We start from the raw sequence: 18,581 nt of genomic DNA, 5'->3' as shown, positions 1-18,581 counted from the left end.
CTCCCCCGGCATAGCAGCCGCCCCCGGAGCGGCCCCACGAGCAGCGAGTCTCTCTTCCGGCAGGTCAGCAGCTCACTGCGAACTGCTCCCCGAGCCGGTCGAGGTCTCCGAGGAGGAGATCGAAGGCATCCTCGCCCTCCTGTAGAGCATGACGCGCGGAAGGCGAGTGCACGGCAGCCGAGCAGCGCCTGAATAAGCCCTCCAGGATGCCGAGCGCGGTGTCCGGCCGGCAGGGCGGGCAGGCTGGTGCACCACCCTCGGTGAGTGCGCGCAGCGCCGTGTCCCTCGTGACGCCTTTGGAGCGCTTCCCCGCGTTCCAGCAGTCGCCAGTGTGGACGTACATCGAGTCCTGGCCGGACGGGCCGTGCTCGATCAGCCAGTCCGGTGCGGGAGGGCGGGCCGCGAGGCCGTGCTGACGCTCCGCTTCCCGCCGTTCTTCCGCAGCGATCCACCGGTCGATCTGGGTGAGCTGCTGTTCAGCGATGCGGCGTGCGAAGTGCAGCATCTCCAAACGCGACGGCGAGTTATCGTTCACCTGTTCGATCCTAGGGGGTAGGCTGCCCCTCGGCGCCCAAGAGGTGGGTGTCTTGTGGCGGCCAACCATGGCCTCGTGTTGGCCAAGGTTGACGCCTGGGACCTGTGGTCAGGCTAGAGCCGGATACCTCTGCTGCCACTCAAGCGAGAGCAGGTCGACCAAGGTGAACCGTTATCACCTCCGGGAGGGGGGTCGTCCGCCTGAGCGGGAACGACCGTGCCGAGAAGAGCAGCGAGGCTGAGCGCCGTAACTGCAATCAGTTTCTTCATGACTTGATCAACGCCACGCGCGGCGATCTGTCGCTGCATCTCACCGGTCCGACTTCGCTGGCAACCGGTCGAAGAGGCGACCGCCGCCACCCGGCAAGGCGGCGAATGCGAAGTAGGAGCCGACCGTCAGCCCGGAGAAGGTCACCAACTGGCGGGGCTTGAGGCAGGTGAAGGCCGCGTGCAGTTCGAGGGCAGCGGTCGCCTCGCCGGCGGTGTTGGTGGCGACAGGTCAGCCGCATTCCGTCGGCATCGGTGAAGCGCAGTTGGGCGCCAGGGTGCGGCCGTTCCTTGCGCACGATCAGTCGCATCCTCCTCGGCCAGCCGGTCAGGCAGTCTCCGGCGAGTTCGGCGACCCAGGCGCCGTCGCGGATGTCGCCGTCGGGTTCCACGGCCGGTGTCCCAAGCCGGGGCAGGGACCTTCAGGTTGGCCCCACGATCGTGGACCCGTGGCGACGGTGCGACCACCATCGCTGGCTTGGAGCAACTGCTAGGCGACCTGGCGTCATACCAGGTCTTGGACCCCGTAATAGCTACGCGTCGTCGCGCTTGAGGGCTTTCAGGGCCCGTTGCGTGATCTTGTCCACGGGGCCCAGGGAGGAGATCGTCACGACCAGGCCCTGCGCCTTGTAGTAGGCGATGATCGGCTCGGTCTGCGTGTGGTAGACCTCCAGCCGCGTACGTACCGTCTCCTCGGAGTCGTCTTCGCGCTGGTACAGCTCACCGCCGCAGACGTCGCACACGCCCTCCTTCTTCGGCGGGCTGTACGTCACGTGGAACACGTGGGAGGAGTCGTTACGGCAGATGCGCCGGCCGGCGATCCGCTTGACGACCTCGTCCTCGGGGACCTCCAGGTCCAGGACCGCGTCCAGCTTGATGCCCTTGGTCTCCAGGAGCTGGTCCAGCGCCTCCGCCTGCTGCACGTTGCGCGGGAAGCCGTCCAGCAAGAAGCCGCCCTCGGCGTCCGGCTGCTCCATGCGGTCCTTGACCATGGCGATGGTGACCTCGTCCGGGACGAGGTTGCCAGCGTCCATGTAGGACTTCGCTAGCTTGCCCAGCTCGGTCTGCTGGCTGATGTTGGCTCGCAACAGGTCGCCCGTGGAGATGTGCGGGATGCGCAGCTTCTCAGCGAGGCGAACGGCTTGCGTTCCCTTACCGGCGCCCGGCGGCCCGACGAGGACGATTCGCATCAGCGGAGGAACCCTTCGTAATTGCGCTGCTGGAGCTGGCTCTCGATCTGCTTCACCGTCTCGAGACCGACACCCACGATGATCAGGATGCCGGTTCCGCCGAACGGGAAGTTCTGGCTTGCCCCGAAGCCCACCAACGCCATTGTCGGTACGAGAGCGATCAGACCCAGATAAAGCGGACGCGGCCAGGTGATCCGGTTGAGCACGTAACTGAGGTACTCAGCGGTCGGCCGGCCAACCCGGATGCCCGGGATGAAGCCACCATCCTCGGGCGACCGGCGCTCCGCCATCGACATCGTGCTCTATCTCCTGTTGCTGACCGCCGTGATGTCGCGCTGATCCGGCCGGGCGTGCACAGCGCGTCGCTGTCGGCGGCGGTGCCGGACAACGCCTCCGGACTGGTCGACCCGCGGTTGATCGTGCCGGTCATGGCGCTGCGGGCTGGACCTCGATCATCCAGGGAAGCTGCCCGTATCACCACGCACCGTCATCGACGACAACGTCTGCTTCCGACAGAGGAAATGAGAGTCAGCAACGGAAGGCGGATACGTCGGCATTCTTCAAGGGCGTATCCGCTCCCAGGATGTCCCAAGCGCCCAACAAACAGCGAACGCCGGAGCGACAGGGGTCTGCTCTCCGCGGGCCAGCTCGACAAGGGGATCCATGACCGTACCTCCAACGTAGGCGGCATACACCCGTCGGACGCCTTTCACGGACCAAGAACCGGACCATCCCCGTGCCAGCGGCCCGCCCCGGCGCCTCGATGCTGGTCAGCAACGTGCATGACGTGTATCACCAGCAGACGAGGGACCTGCTGGGTGCTCCACACATGTGGCTGAGCAGACCTCTTGGCACCACGAAATTCCCGGCAACCTGCCGCCCCCACGCAGCCAGCAGACCGCCTGACCAGCGACGCAAGGTGCCTGACGACCCATCAGATCGAGTGTCGCAAGCGTCATTTCAGCGTCAAGATTTCGCCCGCAACGCCCACAGTGCACCTAACGCACATCCGTAAAAGCGGAGTTCAGGAGCCCTTCACAGCGGATTCGCCTGCCTCCGAGCGGGCGAACTGAGCCCCGGCGAGGGTGGACCACCGCCTTCCCGATACCCGCCCGCGATGCCGGTGCCGGTGGCAACGGGAAGCGCCCAGGCACTGTTCGTACGGTGCGGCTGGGTTCGTGGCGCAGGGTGAGCCAGGTCCAGTACGCGGTGTCGGCCCAGGTGTCGGCGTAGACACCGAACGGGGAGACGGCGCCCTGGCGGCGGGCCAGGCGGCCGCCGGCGAGGTCGAGGACGATCGCCAGCGGCCCGGACCAGCGGCTCGCCCTGCCGGGCAAGGCCGGCAGGATGGCGCGGATCAGCGTGAGGGTGTCAGCGCGGTGAGCTGTTCGCGCCGCTCCAGCAGGCCCAGGTGTGTCACGGCGAGGGCCCAACTGGTTGCCACCCAGCGGCGCCCGGGGCGTGTGCCTGCGGCCGGGGCGAGCAACAGACCGTGCAGGCGGGTGAGCTCGGTCAGGGCGCGTAGGCGGTTGTCTGCTTGCCGTAGTGATCTGTGGGCGGCCTGACCGATGAAGCGTGCGACCACAGGAGGGGACAGGGAGCCTTTCCTCAGGGCAGTCAGGAGGGGGTCCGTACTCCCCGCCCAGCATCACCAGGAGGTCAGTCCTGTGGATCGATGGAGCCGTGGCCGTCGACGAGATTGATCTTGCGGTGCCGGGGCAGGGCTGGACCGGTCCCGCCGTGGTCAGGATGTTTCGGCTACAGCACGCGTCAGGGGATCGAGGTCTCCGTACAGGGCGGAGTGCAGCGCGGCGGCCAGGTCACGGGCCCGCTGCTCGCTCTCCACGTCGTACTGCACGAAGTAGACCGGGCCGGCCGAGGAGTCGGCGCGGATCTGGTGGGAGCGGATGAGCCGGATGACGGCCGCGCGGATCGCGTCGTACTTGCTGTCGACGACGGTGTCCCGCGGTGAGTGTGTCGGCCTTCACCGTCCACCGCCGGCCCTGCTCCTCGACGGCGACGAACACCTGGTGCTGCCGCTTGGCCCGCCGGTAGGCGGCGTTGAAGGCGTCGACGTCGGTGGCGTCCGGGACCAGTCCGGGCGGACACGGTGTGGGCAGCGGCTGCATAAGGATCACAGTGCCAGGACCAGGAAGTACGCGGGATACCCGATGCCGGAACGGTCGCCCGCTCCGACGCGGGTGTTCGGTCAGTCGGGTGGGGGCGGGGCCGTGGCGGTACCCGTGAGGGTGTCGAGTTGGGCGGCGAGGTCGGGGTGGGTGGTGGTCAGGTGGGGGCGGGCGGCGTTGAGGGGGTGGATGAGGTCGGCGGGGTCGTTGTGGGCGAGGGCCGCGTGGAGTTGGTCGAGCGGATGACGGGCGGCGGTGGGGAGGTCGGTGAGGGCGGTGATCTGGCCGGCGACGCGGCGCAGGTCGGCGGCGTTGCGGCGGGCCCATTCGGCTTGGGTGCGGTCGGCGGCGCGGCGTTCGCGGGTGGCCTGGACGCGTTGTTCGCCGGTGGTTCCGGCGGGGCCGGGCCGGCCTCGCAGGTAGCGGCGTTCAGCGGCCTGACGGCTGGCGACCCCGAGAGGGTGGGCGAGGTCGGCCCAGCTGGCTCCCGCGTGCCGGGCCGTTTCGATCAGGCCAGTCTCCCATCCGGCGAGCTGCTCGCGGACCTGCCGCAACAGGAGCAGGGAAGCCAGGGCCTGCTCCGCACCGGGGCTGGCGGCGGGGTTGTCGGAGGTCTCCTGCCCGGCGGCGCGCAGGGCGTCGTCTATGGCGTGCAGGGCCGCCGCGGCGGCGAGGAACGAAGCCGGGCTTCGGCCGTCGGCGCTGGACGGGGCCGGCTGGTCGGCTGCTGTCACGGGCACCTCCCTCGAGCTTGTCATCGACTGGACGACACCGTGTTTGTCATCCATTGGATGACATGTTACAACGGTTTCAGTGCAGCGCATTGGCAGCAACTGCCCGAACCCGCTGGAGGTGTTTTCACGATGTTGATGCGCACTGACCCCTTCCGTGAGCTGGACCGGCTGGCGCAGCAGCTGATGAGCCCGGGCACCTGGTCGCGGCCGTCCCCTATGCCGATGGACGCCTACCGCGAGGGCGACCGGTACGTGGTGGCCTTCGACATCCCCGGCGTCAGCGCCGACGCGATCGACATCGACGTCGAGCGGAACATGCTGACCGTCAAGGCCGAGCGCCGGCCCGTGGCGAAGGCCGACGACGTGCAGATGGAACTGTCGGAGCGGCCGCTGGGTGTCTTCTCCCGCCAGATCGTGCTGGCCGACACGCTGGACACCGAGCACATCGAGGCGGACTACGACGCCGGCGTGCTCACCCTGCGGATCCCGATCGCGGAACGTGCCAAGCCCCGCAAGATCGCCATCGGCGGCGGATCCGGCCGCAGGGAGATCTCCGGCTGACCCGAGGACGACAAAGGCCGAACAACGACGGAGGACGGGGCACCGATCTCCCCCTCTCCCGTCCTCCGCACCCCATCGACCGAAGAAGGTGGCGGCGGTGAACCTGCGACGCGAGGCGTTCCTCGACCGGGTGAAGGAACGCGGTGAGTACGACAGCCTGCAGGAAGCAGAACGCGCGGCCCGTGTGGTGCTCGCCCTGCTGGGGGCGCACCTGGTCGGCGAGGTGCGCGCCCAGCTCGCGGCGCGCCTGCCGGAAGACTTCGCCCTGATCCTCCTCAACCCGCTGCAGAGCGCCGAGCCGCTGCCACCGGAGCGGTTCGTTCGGGCGACGGCGGCCTGGATCGAGGGGGCCACCGAGCAGACCGCGGCCTGGGACGTCAGCGCCGTCCTCTCCACCGCCGCCGATGCGGCCGGTGACGACCTGCTGGGGCAGATCCTGCTCCAGCTCCCCGCAGGCTACGACCTCCTCTTCGGACGCCCCCAGCCCGCCTGATCACCCGCCCACTCACCCGGTGACCACCACCCCGCCGACAGAAAGGCAACCACAGCAAGTGTTCCCCGACCCGCGCGTCCCGCTGCAGCCTGTGCCCGCGATGTCGTACGAGCAGATGCTGGAGAAGGTCCGCTACGAAGGCGCCTACCCCACCCGCGAGCGGGCCGAGGAGGCCATCCGTCTGGTCGTCGCAGGACTGGAGCGCCAGCTGACGGGAGACGAGCGCGTCGAGCTCGCCGCCCGTCTCCCCCTCGAAGCCGCACGCCTCCTCATCGCTCAGATCCCCGACACCCAGCCCTTCACCGGCTGGGCCTTCGTCAAGGACCTCGCCGCCCGCGCCGAAGCCTCCCTGGCCACCACCCACTGGGACACCGGAGCCGTCTTCGCCGCCATCGCCGCCCTGGCCGGCCCCGACCTCCTCACCCGCATCCTGCGCCAGCTCCCTTCCGGGTTCGCGCTGCTGTTCGGCCGTGCCGAACTCACCCCCGCCGCCTGAGCGCACCGTGCCCATCCGGCGCCGGGCGCGTTCGTCACGGTGCCGCGTACACGGGTTGCAAAGACCCCCACGGGACTCGTGCCACGGGCGCCGGGGCCGCAGATACCCGTCCCCCCCTTCCTGGCCGTCGATCGAGGCCCGGGTCCGCCCTGGACCAGGGCCTCGTGCTGACCCCGCGCCGCTGGGACGCGGTGGGGGCGGGGCGGGTGCGGACGTGACGCTGCCGGGCCGGCGGCAGCCCAGGACGCGGCGCCCCCACCGCGCGGTCAGCGACCAGGCCAGGGATGACCGCGCGCAAGGATCGCCCACTCCTCATCCGGCCGGCCCGGTACGAAACGGCCGTCCATCTCCCACCACAGGGCGAGTTCGGTGAAGGTCGGCCTTCAACACGCTGAACTCGACAGGGAACGCACCTGGTCCAACGACACCACCCACGATCCGCGAATCACAGACTCTGCGCATCGAGCGCGTCCACGCAGCCCACCCACGCGAGACCCCGTCCTCCCCGGTTGCCGGACGGACGACGACGGGCCGGCGGCTCTTCGTCCTGCTCGGCCTGTTGCCTGACGTCGCCGACCACCACCTGCCGCTCCCAGCGCCGCAGACGCCCGGAGCCGAGGGCGGGCAGTGCGACAGTGCTCGGGTTCGACCTCGGTGCTGACGGGGTTGCGCTCCAGCGGGCTTGGCAGGCCGATGAGGAAGACGCCGATGTCCCGGTCGCCTTCCGCCAGACGGGTGCCAGCCACGTCGGACACGTCGACCCGCTCGTCCGCCACCAGGGGCGCCGTCACGGTGTCCGCCTGCCGGCGGATGCCCCTGGCGATGCGGCGGCGCAGATCCTCCGGCAGGCGGGGGGCGACGTCCCGGGCCATCTCGGAGGGCAGGCCCGGGTCGGCGACCAGCACGAACCGCAGGTTCCTGCCGTTCGTGTCCGCGTCGGGCTGCCTCATGCACTCTCGTCCTGCCGCCGGGTAGGTCTAGGTGATGTCGTGCCTCGCCGCTTCCCCCAGGCTGTCACCACAGGGAGGGATCCGCTCGTCCACCCGTTCGTCCACCCGTTCGGCAGCACGACGCGCCCGCGGACCGGGGCACCCCTAGCATGCTGACTGTGCGACCCACTCTCCCGAAGATCGAGGGCGGCCGGGTACAGGGCCTCCTGCAGCTCATCGAGGACGGCATCCACCTCGTCGTCGCGGCGCTCCTCGTACTGCTCGCGGGGCTCCTGACCGTCGGGGTCGTCCACGACGTCATCAGGTCGATCCAGGGTCCGTACCGCGAGGAGACGGTCGTTCTCTCCGCCCTGGACAACGGCCTTGTGCTGTTCATCGTGGCCGAACTGCTCCACACCGTCCGCCTCACCATCAGGAACCAGACCCTCGACGCGGAGCCGTTCCTCGTCGTCGGCCTGATTGCCGGCATCCGCAGGGTGCTCATCGTGACGGCCGAGGCGGAGAAGTCCTTCCGGTGGAACGTCGAGGGGATCGAACTGCTCATCCTGGCAGGGCTGATCCTCGTGATGGCGACAGCGATGTACGTGTGGCGGCGCTCCACGCGGCCGGGAGACTACTTCCCGCTTCAGGAGGCGCAGCGCTCCCCGTCGCCGTCACCCACCCCGGTGCGCGGGTCCTGATCCGTACCTTCCGCCGCCGCGGCCGCCCGCACCCGCTGCTCCTCGCGAGCGGAGCCGACGTCCCGTTCCAGGGGTGTGCGGCTCACGACCGTCGCGAGGTCCTCCAAGGCTTGCTTCTGCAGTTCCGCCCCGCGCCGCACCACCGGGCTCCGGTCCCCGGCGGCGCCCTCCCACGCGTGGAGCGCCTCCTCCACGCGCCCCCAGTCCGGATTCCTGTGCTCGCGCAAGTCGACTGCCGCCTGCGCGGTGTCCGCCTCCAGGGCCTCGGCGAACCGCTCCGCCTCGGGGACGAAACGGCTGTCGGCCCGCGGGACGTGGCTCTCCATGAGCATCGCCGCCCGGCCGAACCCCTCGAGCGCCTCCTGCGCCTCCTGCGCCTCGCGCGACGTCAGACCCCTGGGGCGCACCGGTTCCTGCCTTGCCCGGTCGTATGCCTCCTGCCAGGCGGCACGTGCCTCCCTGCTCGCCAGCAGTGCCCTGCGCATGTCGGCGTGATGCTCCCGGGTCGGTTCGGCGTAGCTGCGGAGCACCGCGGCCGCGTAGCGGCCGTTGGCGGCGAGCCAGTCCGCAAGCCGGCCCGGCAACCGGGGTGTCTCCCATGCGGGGAACACCACGTACGCCAGCATTGCCAGGGCCCCGCCGAGCAGGGTGAGCACCACCCGCTCCGGGACCGTCTGCTCCCATGCCTGGCCGCCCATGCCGAGCAGGAAGACGACGTACGCGGCAGTGAAGCACTGGGAGTAGGCGTAGCCGGTACGGTTCAGCGTGTACGACAGACCCGCCGAGACCACCGCCAGCGCGCCGAACACATGGGCGTCCGGGCCCAGGGCCCGCACCAACCCGGTGGCGAGCGCGACCCCCGCCAGGGTCCCGGCGAGACGGGCCACCGCGCGCGCGTACGTCCGGTGGAAGTCCGGCCGCATCACCATCACCGAGGTGATGGGCGCCCAGTAGCCGTGGCCCAGGGGTAGCCGGGCGGCGATCAGGTAGCCGAGCGTGGCCACCGCCGCCAGGCGGACGGCGTGCCGGAACACGGGCGAGTCCCGGCGGAGCTCACGGCGGACCGCCCGGACGACGACCGGGACCAGCCGGAACATTGTCGGGCGCAGCAGGAACTGGGCGCTCGTCGAGCCGGGCGGGGTGTGCGTCCTCCCGGAGACGCTGCCGCTCCCGGCGATCTCCAACGCCTCGCCGAGCAGTTCCACGAGCCGCTCGGCGGCCTGCCGCGCAGGGCCCTCCAGCACCTCGTGCTCCTCGTCGACACGCAGGACGTCCGTGCTCCCGGGCCGCACCTCGGCGGGAGTGCCGCGGCGGATCGAACGAGCGGCCGCATCCAGGACGTCGGCGGCCGCGTCGAGCAACTCCCGCGCGCGGTCCCTCCCGGGTCCCTCCGCCGGGGCGCCGACGTCCGGGTCGGCGAGCGCGGCGACGACCGGCCGAATGCGCTCGGCGAGTCCCCGGGGGCCGTGCAGGACGGGGGGACGGGTGCGGGCCTGTGACGGCGTCACGGCGGCCGCGTCCCGGGCCGTCATCAACGGCTCCGGGTCGAACGGGGCCGCCGGGTCGTGCCGCAGTCGGCGGGCGTAGTCCGCCACGGCGGCCAGGGCGTCGGCGAGCGCGTCACGATGCGCCCCCCAACGGCGGATCGGGAACAGCAAGATCAGCACGGCCTGCACCACGCCCCCGAGCGCGATGACCCCGGCGTGCTCCAGCGCTCGCCCGACGCTCGTGGGCAGGGTGATGGTCACCAGCATGCTGCCGACCGTCGTCGCTGCGACGATCCCAGCGGTCGATCCGACGGCCCACGCCATTCCCGCGGCAAAGGCCCATACGGCCAGCAGCGGGAGGAACGTCACGAGTCGCCCCGCGGCCAGGTAGCCCACGAAGGTGCTGAGCGCCAGACCCGCGCCCGCGCCGAGCGCGATCACCTTGCGTGGACGCCAGGTGCGCTGGAAGGTGGCCCCACCCGCGGAGTAGGCACCGAGGGCGGCGGACGCGGCATACGCAGGGGAGACGAGCCACAGCGCCGGCCCGACGACGATCGCCACCCCAGCGGCCGTGCGCAGCGCGAGCAGGGGCTCCAGCCGCGTCTCCTCGATCGTGAGCCCGGATCGCACGACCTCACCGAAGGCCCGCAGCCACGTCACGGGTGTGAGCCTAGCCGGAACACCCTGCCGGGTCGCATCGGCCTGGTTGAGGTGCGGCAACCGTCGAGCAGGGAAGCCTCCCACACGCCCCGCGAACAGGCCGGGGGCCGCAGCCGCTGGACGGGGTGCAGCCACTGCGGACACTGCTGAGCGTCCGCAGTCCGTCCTACCGGGCCGGAGCGCGGGCAATCGCCGTTGGTTCAGGTCCGACCGGAGCGCGGGCCATTGCCCCCAGCCCCGGCCGGAGGACGGGCGGGACGGCGGCCCCGGGTCGCCTACCGCTTGTGGCCGTTCCCGTGTCCGTTCGGATGCAGGACCACCTTGGTCCAGCCCTCGTCACGGGCGTCGAAGTGCTCGTAGGCGGTGGGGGCCTCGTCCAGGCTGAGTTCGTGGGAGACGACGAAGCTCGGCTTTGCCTTCCCGCCGGCGATCAGATCCCGCAGCGCCCGGTTGTACCTCTTCACCGGCGCCTGCCCGGTGCCATGCGTTGGCCCTTGAACCACATCATGCCGAAGTCGATCGGGACCTTGCCTTGCGCCTCCAGTTCCCCCTGGGCCTCCGCGCCGCCAGGGTCCTGGGGCAGGAACACGCCCACCACATCGATGTCGCCCGTGAACCTGACCGAGTCGATCAGTCCGTTGAGCGTGAGGCTGGCGTCCTCATGTCCCTCGGGGTCATGTGCCTGGTAGCCGACGCACTCACAGCCGTTGTAGGCGCCCAGACCGAGGGTGGCCTCCTTGACGACCTCCGCCGGCTTATGCTCGGCGGTGTTGATCGGGATGGCCCCGATCTCCTCCGCCTTGCGCAGCCGGTCGGGCTGGTGGTCGACCACCCAGACGCGCCCGGCGCCCTTGAGGAGGGCGGAGTAGGCCGCCATCAGCCCGACGGGGCCGGCCCCGAAGACGATCGTCTGGTCGCCCGGTTTGACGTGGGCCATCTCGGTGGCGTGATAGCCGGTGGGGAAGATGTCGGCGAGCATCACGTAGTCGGTCTGCCGCTCGGCGGCGTCCTCACCCAGACGCAGCGCGTTGAAGTCGCCGTAGGGCACGCGCAGCAGTTCTGCCTGGCCGCCCTGGTAGGGGCCCATGTCGGCGAACCCGTAGGCGGCTCCGGCGAGAGCCGGTTCCGACTGCATGGTCAGGCAGTAGTTGGTCAGACGCCGCTCGCACTGCTTGCAGAAGCCGCAGGCGATGTTGAAGGGCAGGACCACATACTCGCCGACCTGGACCTTGCGGACGGCCGAGCCGACCTCCACGACCTGGCCCATGTTCTCGTGTCCCAGGGTGCGGCCGGACTCGAACGAGGTGCGGCCCTCGTACATGTGCAGGTCCGAACCGCAGATGTTGGTAGTGGTGATCTTGACGATGATGTCGCAGGGGTGTTCGATCTTCGCGTCCGGTACGTCCTTCACCGTGACCGTTCGCGGGCCTTCATATACCGCTGCTTTCCTGATCGCTTCCTTCGGTGCCGCGGCATGACCGCAGCACGGGTGCGATGGAGACGGCGTACCGAGCCTGACTCCCGGGAGTTGGTGCGACGGGGTCCATGGCTCCGGCATGCCTCTGTGGGCCGTTCACCCGGTTCAGGTGGAACGGCGGTGCCGCCGTGGGCCTGCCCGGCGGAGCTTCGACGCTCCGGCGGCGTGCCTTCCGAGTCCCGTCGGCCCTTGACGCGAAACAACCACGCACCGGTCGATCAGCGGAGTCTTCGTACACGGACGACCACCAACCACCAACCAGCAACCACCGACGACCACCAGCCACCAGCCACCAGCCACCAGCCACCAGCCACCAGCCACCAGCCACCAACGAATCTCCGACTCGGGTCACCAGCTAGTCGCCGTCGTCGTCTTGGAGTATTCGGCGGCGCTCCTGTTCGCGCTTGGAGTAGGCGGCTGCCCGGATCGCCTCGTCGCTCTCCAAACCTGATCCCAGCGCCCCGCCCACCGTGGCGACCGAAGCGACGAACCAGGACAACGTCCAGTATTCCGCGGCGTGAAGCGGGGTTCGTGTCGTGGAGGCGAACACTTGGTCGTTGAGGATGAACAGGGCCAACACCAAATTGATGACGATCAAACCCACGTAGCAGACGAGCACCCCGATACCCACGGTCATGACCGTCGAGGCGTTGTAGAGCCTCGCCCTCTGCCTCGCCTCCCGCGAGACCTCTGCTGATCGATGCCACAGCTGCGCGTCCACGATCAGCCAGCCGATCATGAGCGCGACGGACCCGACCGTGGCGATCACGAGGCGTGGCGCGCTCAGGGACTCGGCCAGGTTCCAGATGGTGGAGTTCACAGTGGCGACTGCTCCCGTGGCGAGTGCGGCCGCCAGGGCTTTCGACAAGCCCGGCACCAAGCGCCACGGCCGGTTGGCGCGGACCATACCGACGAGCACCCTCAGGTAACCGCGCGGTCCGCTGACGACGTACCGAAGATCAGCGGTCTCCTCCTCACCGACCTGGCCCGGGTGAATAGGCGCGAGGCGACTGACGAAGGGCCCCAAAAGCGGCTGACTCCGCGGAGGCCCCTCAGCCCCGGTGGCCCGCGGGCCCGCCAAGCTGAGCACGGCTTCTTCCACGGCCCGCCGGGCTCTCGTCTGCAGACGCAAGCCCCCCAGCGGAGGAAGAGACAGCAGGGCCAAACCGTGTTCGTGGCTCAGATCCACAACGAGCTTACGCCCGTGTGAGTGCAGCGGAAGGTCGGTGAGGGCCACGACGATGTCCCAACTCTCCGCTCTTCCACGGTCCATGATCCGGCGCATCAAGGTGGGCGGGTCCTCAGTCCTTGCGGTGAAGGGCTCACTGACCACCTCGACGTCGAACCGTCGTCCCTGGCCTGACTTGTCGGCGAGCCGAGCAGGAAGTGTCCGGGCCATGCGCTGCGCGATCTCCGTGGGCGCGTCCGGATCCGCCAGGAGAGCCACGACCGTAACGCCCTGAGACGACACCCGCATGACTCCTTCTCGTCGGCTGCCCCCGCGATCGCCCGTGCCCACAGGATGCCCCCGAGGTATCGCCGACGCCGCGTGACACGCTGGCCCCTGCCAGCAGGTGCAGGCGGTACGGTCAGGTCTCCTCGTCCTCCCCGCACAGGGCCTGCTCCACCACCGGGCCACGGTTGCGTGCGCCACCGCGAACACCAGCTCCGCGCCACCCCGGGCACCACGACGAGATCGATCGGCAGCAGGCCCGCCTCCTGTTCAACCTCGTCCCCGTGATCACCTTCATGGGCATCACTGCCTCTACGCCGCGCTGTTCCTGCTCGGCCATGTCACTGCGGCGTTCCTGCTCACACCGCAGTCGTTGCGTCCCCTCGTCCGACACCAGCACGATGCCGAGTGCCTCTCTACGGCCCGCCACCGCTCGGGGCCCTCGGGGCCCGCGGTGCGGTCCAGGTTGCCCGTCTTTTCCCGGTGCTCGTGCACGAGGCGGATAGCCACGGCACCCTCACCGGCCGCCGACGCCACCCGTTTGACCGAGCCGCCCCTTACGCCGCCGGCGGCGAAGACCCCGGGAAGGGTGGTCTCCAACAGCAACGCCACCTTGTCGGCATCCGCCAACAGCGGAGTGTGCGCCGCCTGGGCTATATAAAGGGTGTTGCACAACCCTCTGAGCTGGGCATCTCCCTTGTATTGCCGGGGTGTTGAGTGCTGAACAGGTGTGGGTGGAGACGTTCACAGGACTGCGGTTGACGCAGTTTTCGCGGCTGCTCAAGGCAGTGCGGGAGCGCGGTGGCAATGGCACGATGCAGGGCCGGCCGTGGAGCCTGCCGTTGGCCGAGCGGGTGCTGCTGGTCGCGGTGTACTACCGGACGAACTTGACGATGCGGCAACTGGGACCGCTTTTCGGAGTGTCCTCATCCACCGTGTGCCGGGTGATCCAATGTCTCGGGCCGCTGCCGGCGCTCGAGCCCGTCTCGCGTCCGGCCGACCCTGCGGACCGGCTGTGGATCGTGGACAGCACCCTGATCCCAGTCCGCGATGGGCAGGTCGGTGCGTCCAGCCGCAACTACCGTTTCTCGGCAAACGTGCAGGTCATCGTCGACGCCGACACCCGCCTCGTGATCGCAGCGGCCCGACCGGCACCAGGCACCACAGCCGACGCCCACGCCTGGCGCGCCTCGGACCTGGCACAGCACCGCCAGGACGTGACCGTCCTGGGTGACGGCGCCTACCTCAACTGCGGGATGGTCGTGCCGCACCGCAAACGCCCGCGCCGGGCCCTACTGGCAGGCGAAGAAGCGGACAACGCCGCCCACCGCAAGATGCGTGCCCGGGTGGAGCATGTGATCGGACGCATGAAGAACTATAAGATCCTCCGCGACTGCCGACAGCACGGCGACGGCCTCCACCACGCCGTCCAAGCCGTCGCTCACATGCACAACCTGGCCCTCGCATCATGACCAGAAGACTGTGTTCACACACTCCGACCGGCCCAAACACAGCCTTGTGCAACACCCTTTATAGGCCGTGTATCGAAAATGGATCCGGGATACTCCGAACGCTCGTGTGAGCCAGGCCCGGTGACGGCGCCTGTCGCGCGGTTCCCGGTGCGATCAGGTAATCAGGAACGGTGAACAAGGACGCGACCGACCCGTTCGTGCATGTCCGGGGCGCCAGTGAGAACAACCTGCGGAACATCGATGTCGACGTTCCGCGGGACGCGATGGTCGCCTTCACCGGCGTCTCCGGTTCGGGCAAGTCCTCGCTCGCGTTCGGCACGCTCTACGCGGAGGCCCAGCGGCGCTACTTCGAGTCCGTAGCACCGTACGCCCGAAGGCTGTTGCAACAGGTCGGCGCACCGCACGTGCAGGAAATCACCGGACTGCCACCGGCTGTGGCCCTGCAGCAGCGACGCGGGTCGCCCAGCTCGCGCTCGACGGTCGGCACCATCACCACGCTGTCCAATCTGCTGCGCATGCTGTACTCCCGCGCCGGCACCTATCCGCCCCGGGCCGCACGGCTGGAGGCCGAGTCGTTCTCACCCAACACCGCGGCCGGGGCCTGCCCGGAGTGCCACGGACTGGGCGTCGTGCACGACGTCGCCGAGGACCTGCTCGTCCCGGACCCCTCGCTGAGCATCCGCGAGGGGGCGATCGCCGCCTGGCCGGGCGCCTGGCAGGGCGCCAACCTGCGCAGTGTCGTGAGCGGCCTGGGGATCGACATCGACCGGCCGTGGCGCAGGCTCAGGAAGAAGGACCGTAACTGGCTGCTGTACACGGACGAGCAGCCCTCCGTGTACATCGAGCCGGAGGAGGACCGCGTCGACTACGGCTACCAGGGCAAGTTCTGGAGCGCCCGCAAGCACGTCATGCACGTCCTCGCCGACTCCAAGAGCGAGAAGATGCGCGAACGGGCGCTCCGGTTCGTCAGGAGTGTGCCCTGCCCCGAGTGCCACGGCAGCGGACTACGGCCCGAGGCGCTCGCCGTGACCTTCGCCGGACGTTCCATCGCCGAGATCAACGCGATGCCGCTCACCGAGGTCGTGGCGCTGCTGCGGCCCGTCGCGGGGCGGTCCGAGGCCGACGCCACCACGTCGACCGCCCGATCCGGGGAGACGACCGAGGTCGCGGTCCGGATCTGCGGCGATCTGGTCGCGCGGGTCGACGTACTGCTCGACCTGGGCCTCGGATATCTCAGCCTCGGGCGCCGCTCGACGACCCTGTCGCCCGGCGAGGCGCAGCGCCTGCGGATCGCCACCCAGCTGCGCTCGGGGCTGTTCGGCGTCGTCTACGTCCTCGACGAACCCTCCGCGGGCCTGCACCCGGCTGACGCGGAACCGCTGCTGGACGTGCTGGACCGCCTCAAGGCGGCGGGCAACTCGCTGTTCGTCGTGGAGCACGACATGGACGTCGTACGGCGGGCGGACTGGGTGGTCGACATCGGCCCCGGCGCGGGCGAGGGCGGCGGACGCGTGCTGTACAGCGGCCCGGTCGCCGGTCTTGAGCAGGTCAGGGAGTCGGCCACGAGCCAGTACCTGTTCGGGCGCGCCCAGCCGCTCGATCACCGCCCGCGCACACCGCACGGCTGGCTGCACCTGAGCGGCGTCTCCCGCCACAATCTGCACGACGTGTCCGTCGACGTACCGCTCTGCGTACTGACGGCGGTGACAGGCGTGTCCGGTTCCGGAAAGTCGACGCTGGTGACGCAGGTGCTCGCCGAGGTCGTCCGCGGCCACCTCGGACTCGTACCCGAGGAGCCCGACGAGGCGCAGCTGGAGGTCGACGTCCAGGACGCGTCGGGGGTCGAGTCGTTCGACCGGCTGGTCCGGGTCGACCAACGGCCCATCGGCCGAACTCCCCGGTCCAACCTGGCCACGTACACGGGGATGTTCGACGCGGTGCGCAAGCTGTACGCGGCGACGGACGAGGCCAGGGCGCGCGGCTACTCGGCCGGGCGGTTCTCCTTCAACGTGCCCGAAGGGCGGTGCGAGACCTGCCAGGGCGAAGGATTCGTCGCGGTCGAACTGCTGTTCCTGCCCGGCACCTACGCGCCGTGCCCGACCTGCCAGGGCGCCCGGTACAACGCGGAAACGCTGGAAGTCACCTACCGCGACAAGAACATCGCGGAAGTGCTGGAGCTGTCCGTCGACGCCGCCGCCAAGTTCCTGTCCGCCGTCCCGGCCGCCTCCCGCAGTCTGGAGACGTTGCGCGAGGTGGGACTGGGGTACCTGCGGCTGGGGCAGCCCGCGACGGAACTCAGCGGTGGTGAGGCGCAACGCATCAAACTGGCCACCGAACTCCAGCGAGCCCGCCGCGGTCACGCGCTCTACCTGCTCGACGAGCCGACGGCGGGGCTGCACCCCTCGGACATCGCGCTGCTCCTGCGACAGCTGCACCGGCTCGTCGACGCCGGCAACACGGTCGTCCTCGTCGAGCACGACCTGGACACGATCGCCACCGCCGACTGGGTCATCGACCTCGGGCCGGGCGGCGGCGACGCGGGCGGGCGGGTGGTCGCGGCGGGCCCGCCGGCCAAGGTGGCGAGGGCCCGCCGCAGCGTTACCGCGCCCTATCTCGCGGCCCGGCTCGCGCGCTCATGACGACGGCGCGAGGGGCTGAGCACCGGTCAGCCGGGTTCGGGGCGCAGGGTCGCGCGCGTCGATGATGCGTTCCAGCTTGTGGCGGATATCGCTCGCGAGGTGCCCCGTCTGGGCCCATTCCGCCGGGTCAGCTGGGCATGGGGTGGTGCGCCCGGGCGAACTGCTCCACGACGGCGGCGCAGGAGGCGGGCAGGTCGGCCGGGCTGCGGCTGGTGACCAGCTGCCCGTCGACGACCACCTCCTGATCGGCCACGACCTCCGCGCCGGCGTTGCGCAGGTCGGTGCGGATGCTGGGCCAGGACGTCAGGCGACGGCCGCGCACGGCGTCGGCTTCCGCCAGGGTCCACGGGCCGTGGCAGATCGATGCGACCGGTTTCCCGCTGGCCATGAAGTCCTTGACGAACTGCATCGCGTCGCGGTCCATGCGCGGCTGGTCAGGGTTCATGGTGCCGCCGGGCAGGAGCAGGGCGTGGTAGTCCTCGACGGAGGTGTCGGCGACCAGGCGGTCCACGGGGAAGGTTCCGGCCGCGTTGAGGTCGAACTGGCGGGCCTGGATCTCGCCGGGGTGGAGCGAGACGATCTCGGTCTTCGCCCCTGCGCCCTGCAACGCACCGCGCGGCTGGTCAAGTTCCACGCGCTCGACGCCGTCGGTGGCCAGAATCCCCACCCGCATCCCCCGGAGTTCCTGTGTCATGGGACGGCTCCCTTCACGAGTCGCTGGTTGTACGACGCGAGCGGTAGGGACATCCGGCAGGGCCTGTCCGCATCTCTTTTCCGGACCGGGGACTGCGAGGCCCGGCCGAAGGTGCCCCGAGCACTGTCTGCGCGCGGTCAGTGAAAGCTGCCGTCCGAGTGGGGACGACCTTCGTCCAGCCGTCGTCGCGGGCGTCGAAGTGCTGGTATCCGTGTATCCGTCTGCTGCCTTGTCCAGTATGAGTTCGTGGGAGACGATCCAGGACGGCTCGGCCTTCCCGACCTGGACCAGGCCGCCGGGCGAGCTCGGCGGCGTGCCAGACGGTGGGGAACATGCCGGAGAGCATCACGTAGTCGGTTCGCCGCTCCCTGGCCTCTTTTCGCCGCTCCCTTGCCTCTTCCGGCAACACCAGGCAGTTGTGGTCGCCGCAGGTAACGCGCAGCAGTTCGGCCCGCCCGCCGTTGTAGGGACCCACGTCGGCGAAACCGTAGGCGGCGTCGGCCATCCTCGGATTTGTGGGGAGTGGTCAGACAGAACGCGGTCAGGCCCTTCTTGGGCCTTCGACATGCGTATCGGGGACATTCTTCACGCTCACGGCGCGCGATCCCCCGTAGACAACAGCTTCATGAGTCTTCCCTCGGCGTGTCAGAGCATCGCGGGACGAG

Annotated in this window: 14 protein-coding genes and 4 pseudogenes; 6 read left to right on the top strand and 12 right to left on the bottom strand. The window is 69.8% G+C overall.

The features are described from left to right. Positions 1-64: 64 nt before the first annotated feature. From AQJ27_RS36120 to AQJ27_RS36100, 7 genes and pseudogenes are all read right to left on the bottom strand, one after another. Positions 65-505: a DUF6233 domain-containing protein gene (locus AQJ27_RS36120; protein WP_341866127.1), complete on the bottom strand. Its 441-nt coding sequence runs from the start codon at positions 503-505 to the stop codon at positions 65-67. 526 nt (positions 506-1,031) lie between these two features. After that, positions 1,032-1,199: pseudogene (locus AQJ27_RS54990) on the bottom strand (IS1380 family transposase); the annotation flags it as partial. Between the two features lie 135 nt (positions 1,200-1,334). Beyond that, positions 1,335-1,991: an adenylate kinase gene (locus tag AQJ27_RS36115; protein WP_067378182.1), complete on the bottom strand. Its 657-nt coding sequence runs from the start codon at positions 1,989-1,991 to the stop codon at positions 1,335-1,337. Beyond that, positions 1,991-2,254 (bottom strand): annotated as a pseudogene (locus AQJ27_RS36110) (preprotein translocase subunit SecY); the annotation flags it as partial. The pseudogene AQJ27_RS36110 and the gene AQJ27_RS36115, both read right to left, overlap by 1 nt. Before the next feature lie 735 nt (positions 2,255-2,989). Further along, the gene (locus AQJ27_RS60545; protein ID WP_341866122.1) at positions 2,990-3,328 is read right to left on the bottom strand and encodes a CDP-alcohol phosphatidyltransferase family protein; all 339 of its coding nucleotides are present in this window, start codon (positions 3,326-3,328) and stop codon (positions 2,990-2,992) included. A gap of 20 nt (positions 3,329-3,348) precedes the next feature. Further along, the gene (locus tag AQJ27_RS54985) at positions 3,349-3,576 is read right to left on the bottom strand and encodes a hypothetical protein (RefSeq protein WP_096240458.1); all 228 of its coding nucleotides are present in this window, start codon (positions 3,574-3,576) and stop codon (positions 3,349-3,351) included. Between the two features lie 624 nt (positions 3,577-4,200). Then, positions 4,201-4,854, bottom strand: a complete 654-nt coding sequence (locus AQJ27_RS36100) for a type III effector protein (RefSeq protein WP_067378511.1) — start codon at positions 4,852-4,854, stop codon at positions 4,201-4,203. Between the two features lie 129 nt (positions 4,855-4,983). On the opposite strand from AQJ27_RS36100, the gene AQJ27_RS36095 reads away from it, so the two are divergent. The 4 genes from AQJ27_RS36095 to AQJ27_RS36075 all read left to right on the top strand — a co-directional run bounded on the left by AQJ27_RS36095 (position 4,984) and on the right by AQJ27_RS36075 (position 8,034). Then, complete coding sequence (locus tag AQJ27_RS36095; RefSeq protein ID WP_067378176.1) at positions 4,984-5,415, top strand: Hsp20/alpha crystallin family protein; 432 nt, start codon at positions 4,984-4,986, stop codon at positions 5,413-5,415. A 97-nt stretch (positions 5,416-5,512) separates the two neighbouring features. Then, positions 5,513-5,908, top strand: a complete 396-nt coding sequence (locus tag AQJ27_RS36090) for a DUF2267 domain-containing protein (protein WP_067378173.1) — start codon at positions 5,513-5,515, stop codon at positions 5,906-5,908. Positions 5,909-5,966: 58 nt separating this feature from the next. Beyond that, entirely contained in the window at positions 5,967-6,404 is a 438-nt protein-coding gene (locus AQJ27_RS36085; RefSeq protein WP_096240389.1) for a DUF2267 domain-containing protein, read from the top strand. A gap of 1,099 nt (positions 6,405-7,503) precedes the next feature. After that, positions 7,504-8,034: a phosphate-starvation-inducible PsiE family protein gene (locus AQJ27_RS36075; protein ID WP_067378166.1), complete on the top strand. Its 531-nt coding sequence runs from the start codon at positions 7,504-7,506 to the stop codon at positions 8,032-8,034. Here AQJ27_RS36075 and AQJ27_RS36070 read toward each other — a convergent pair. From AQJ27_RS36070 to AQJ27_RS52870, 4 genes and pseudogenes are all read right to left on the bottom strand, one after another. Beyond that, positions 8,008-10,181: pseudogene (locus AQJ27_RS36070) on the bottom strand (FUSC family protein). The gene AQJ27_RS36075 and the pseudogene AQJ27_RS36070 overlap by 27 nt on opposite strands. A gap of 275 nt (positions 10,182-10,456) precedes the next feature. Continuing rightward, a pseudogene (locus AQJ27_RS36065) lies at positions 10,457-11,592 on the bottom strand (glutathione-independent formaldehyde dehydrogenase). A gap of 421 nt (positions 11,593-12,013) precedes the next feature. Beyond that, on the bottom strand, positions 12,014-13,135 hold the full coding sequence (locus AQJ27_RS36060; RefSeq protein WP_201264459.1) for a hypothetical protein: 1,122 nt from the start codon (positions 13,133-13,135) through the stop codon (positions 12,014-12,016). A gap of 288 nt (positions 13,136-13,423) precedes the next feature. Then, the gene (locus AQJ27_RS52870; RefSeq protein WP_159064465.1) at positions 13,424-13,741 is read right to left on the bottom strand and encodes a hypothetical protein; all 318 of its coding nucleotides are present in this window, start codon (positions 13,739-13,741) and stop codon (positions 13,424-13,426) included. Between the two features lie 71 nt (positions 13,742-13,812). On the opposite strand from AQJ27_RS52870, the gene AQJ27_RS36050 reads away from it, so the two are divergent. After that, on the top strand, positions 13,813-14,583 hold the full coding sequence (locus tag AQJ27_RS36050; RefSeq protein WP_067378157.1) for a transposase family protein: 771 nt from the start codon (positions 13,813-13,815) through the stop codon (positions 14,581-14,583). Between the two features lie 170 nt (positions 14,584-14,753). Next, complete coding sequence (uvrA, locus tag AQJ27_RS36045) at positions 14,754-17,222, top strand: excinuclease ABC subunit UvrA (RefSeq protein WP_067378155.1); 2,469 nt, start codon at positions 14,754-14,756, stop codon at positions 17,220-17,222. 127 nt (positions 17,223-17,349) lie between these two features. Here the strand turns inward: uvrA and AQJ27_RS36040 are convergent, their stop codons facing one another. Beyond that, positions 17,350-17,916 carry a type 1 glutamine amidotransferase domain-containing protein gene (locus AQJ27_RS36040; RefSeq protein ID WP_067378152.1) on the bottom strand — a complete coding sequence of 189 codons (567 nt, stop codon included), beginning with the start codon at positions 17,914-17,916 and terminating at the stop codon, positions 17,350-17,352. Between the last annotated feature and the right edge of the window lie 665 nt (positions 17,917-18,581).

It is taken from the genome of Streptomyces olivochromogenes, from assembly GCF_001514115.1.
GTDB lineage: Bacteria > Actinomycetota > Actinomycetes > Streptomycetales > Streptomycetaceae > Streptomyces > Streptomyces olivochromogenes.
Note: the sequence above shows the minus strand (reverse complement) of the source record. Positions and strands in the feature narration are given on the sequence as shown.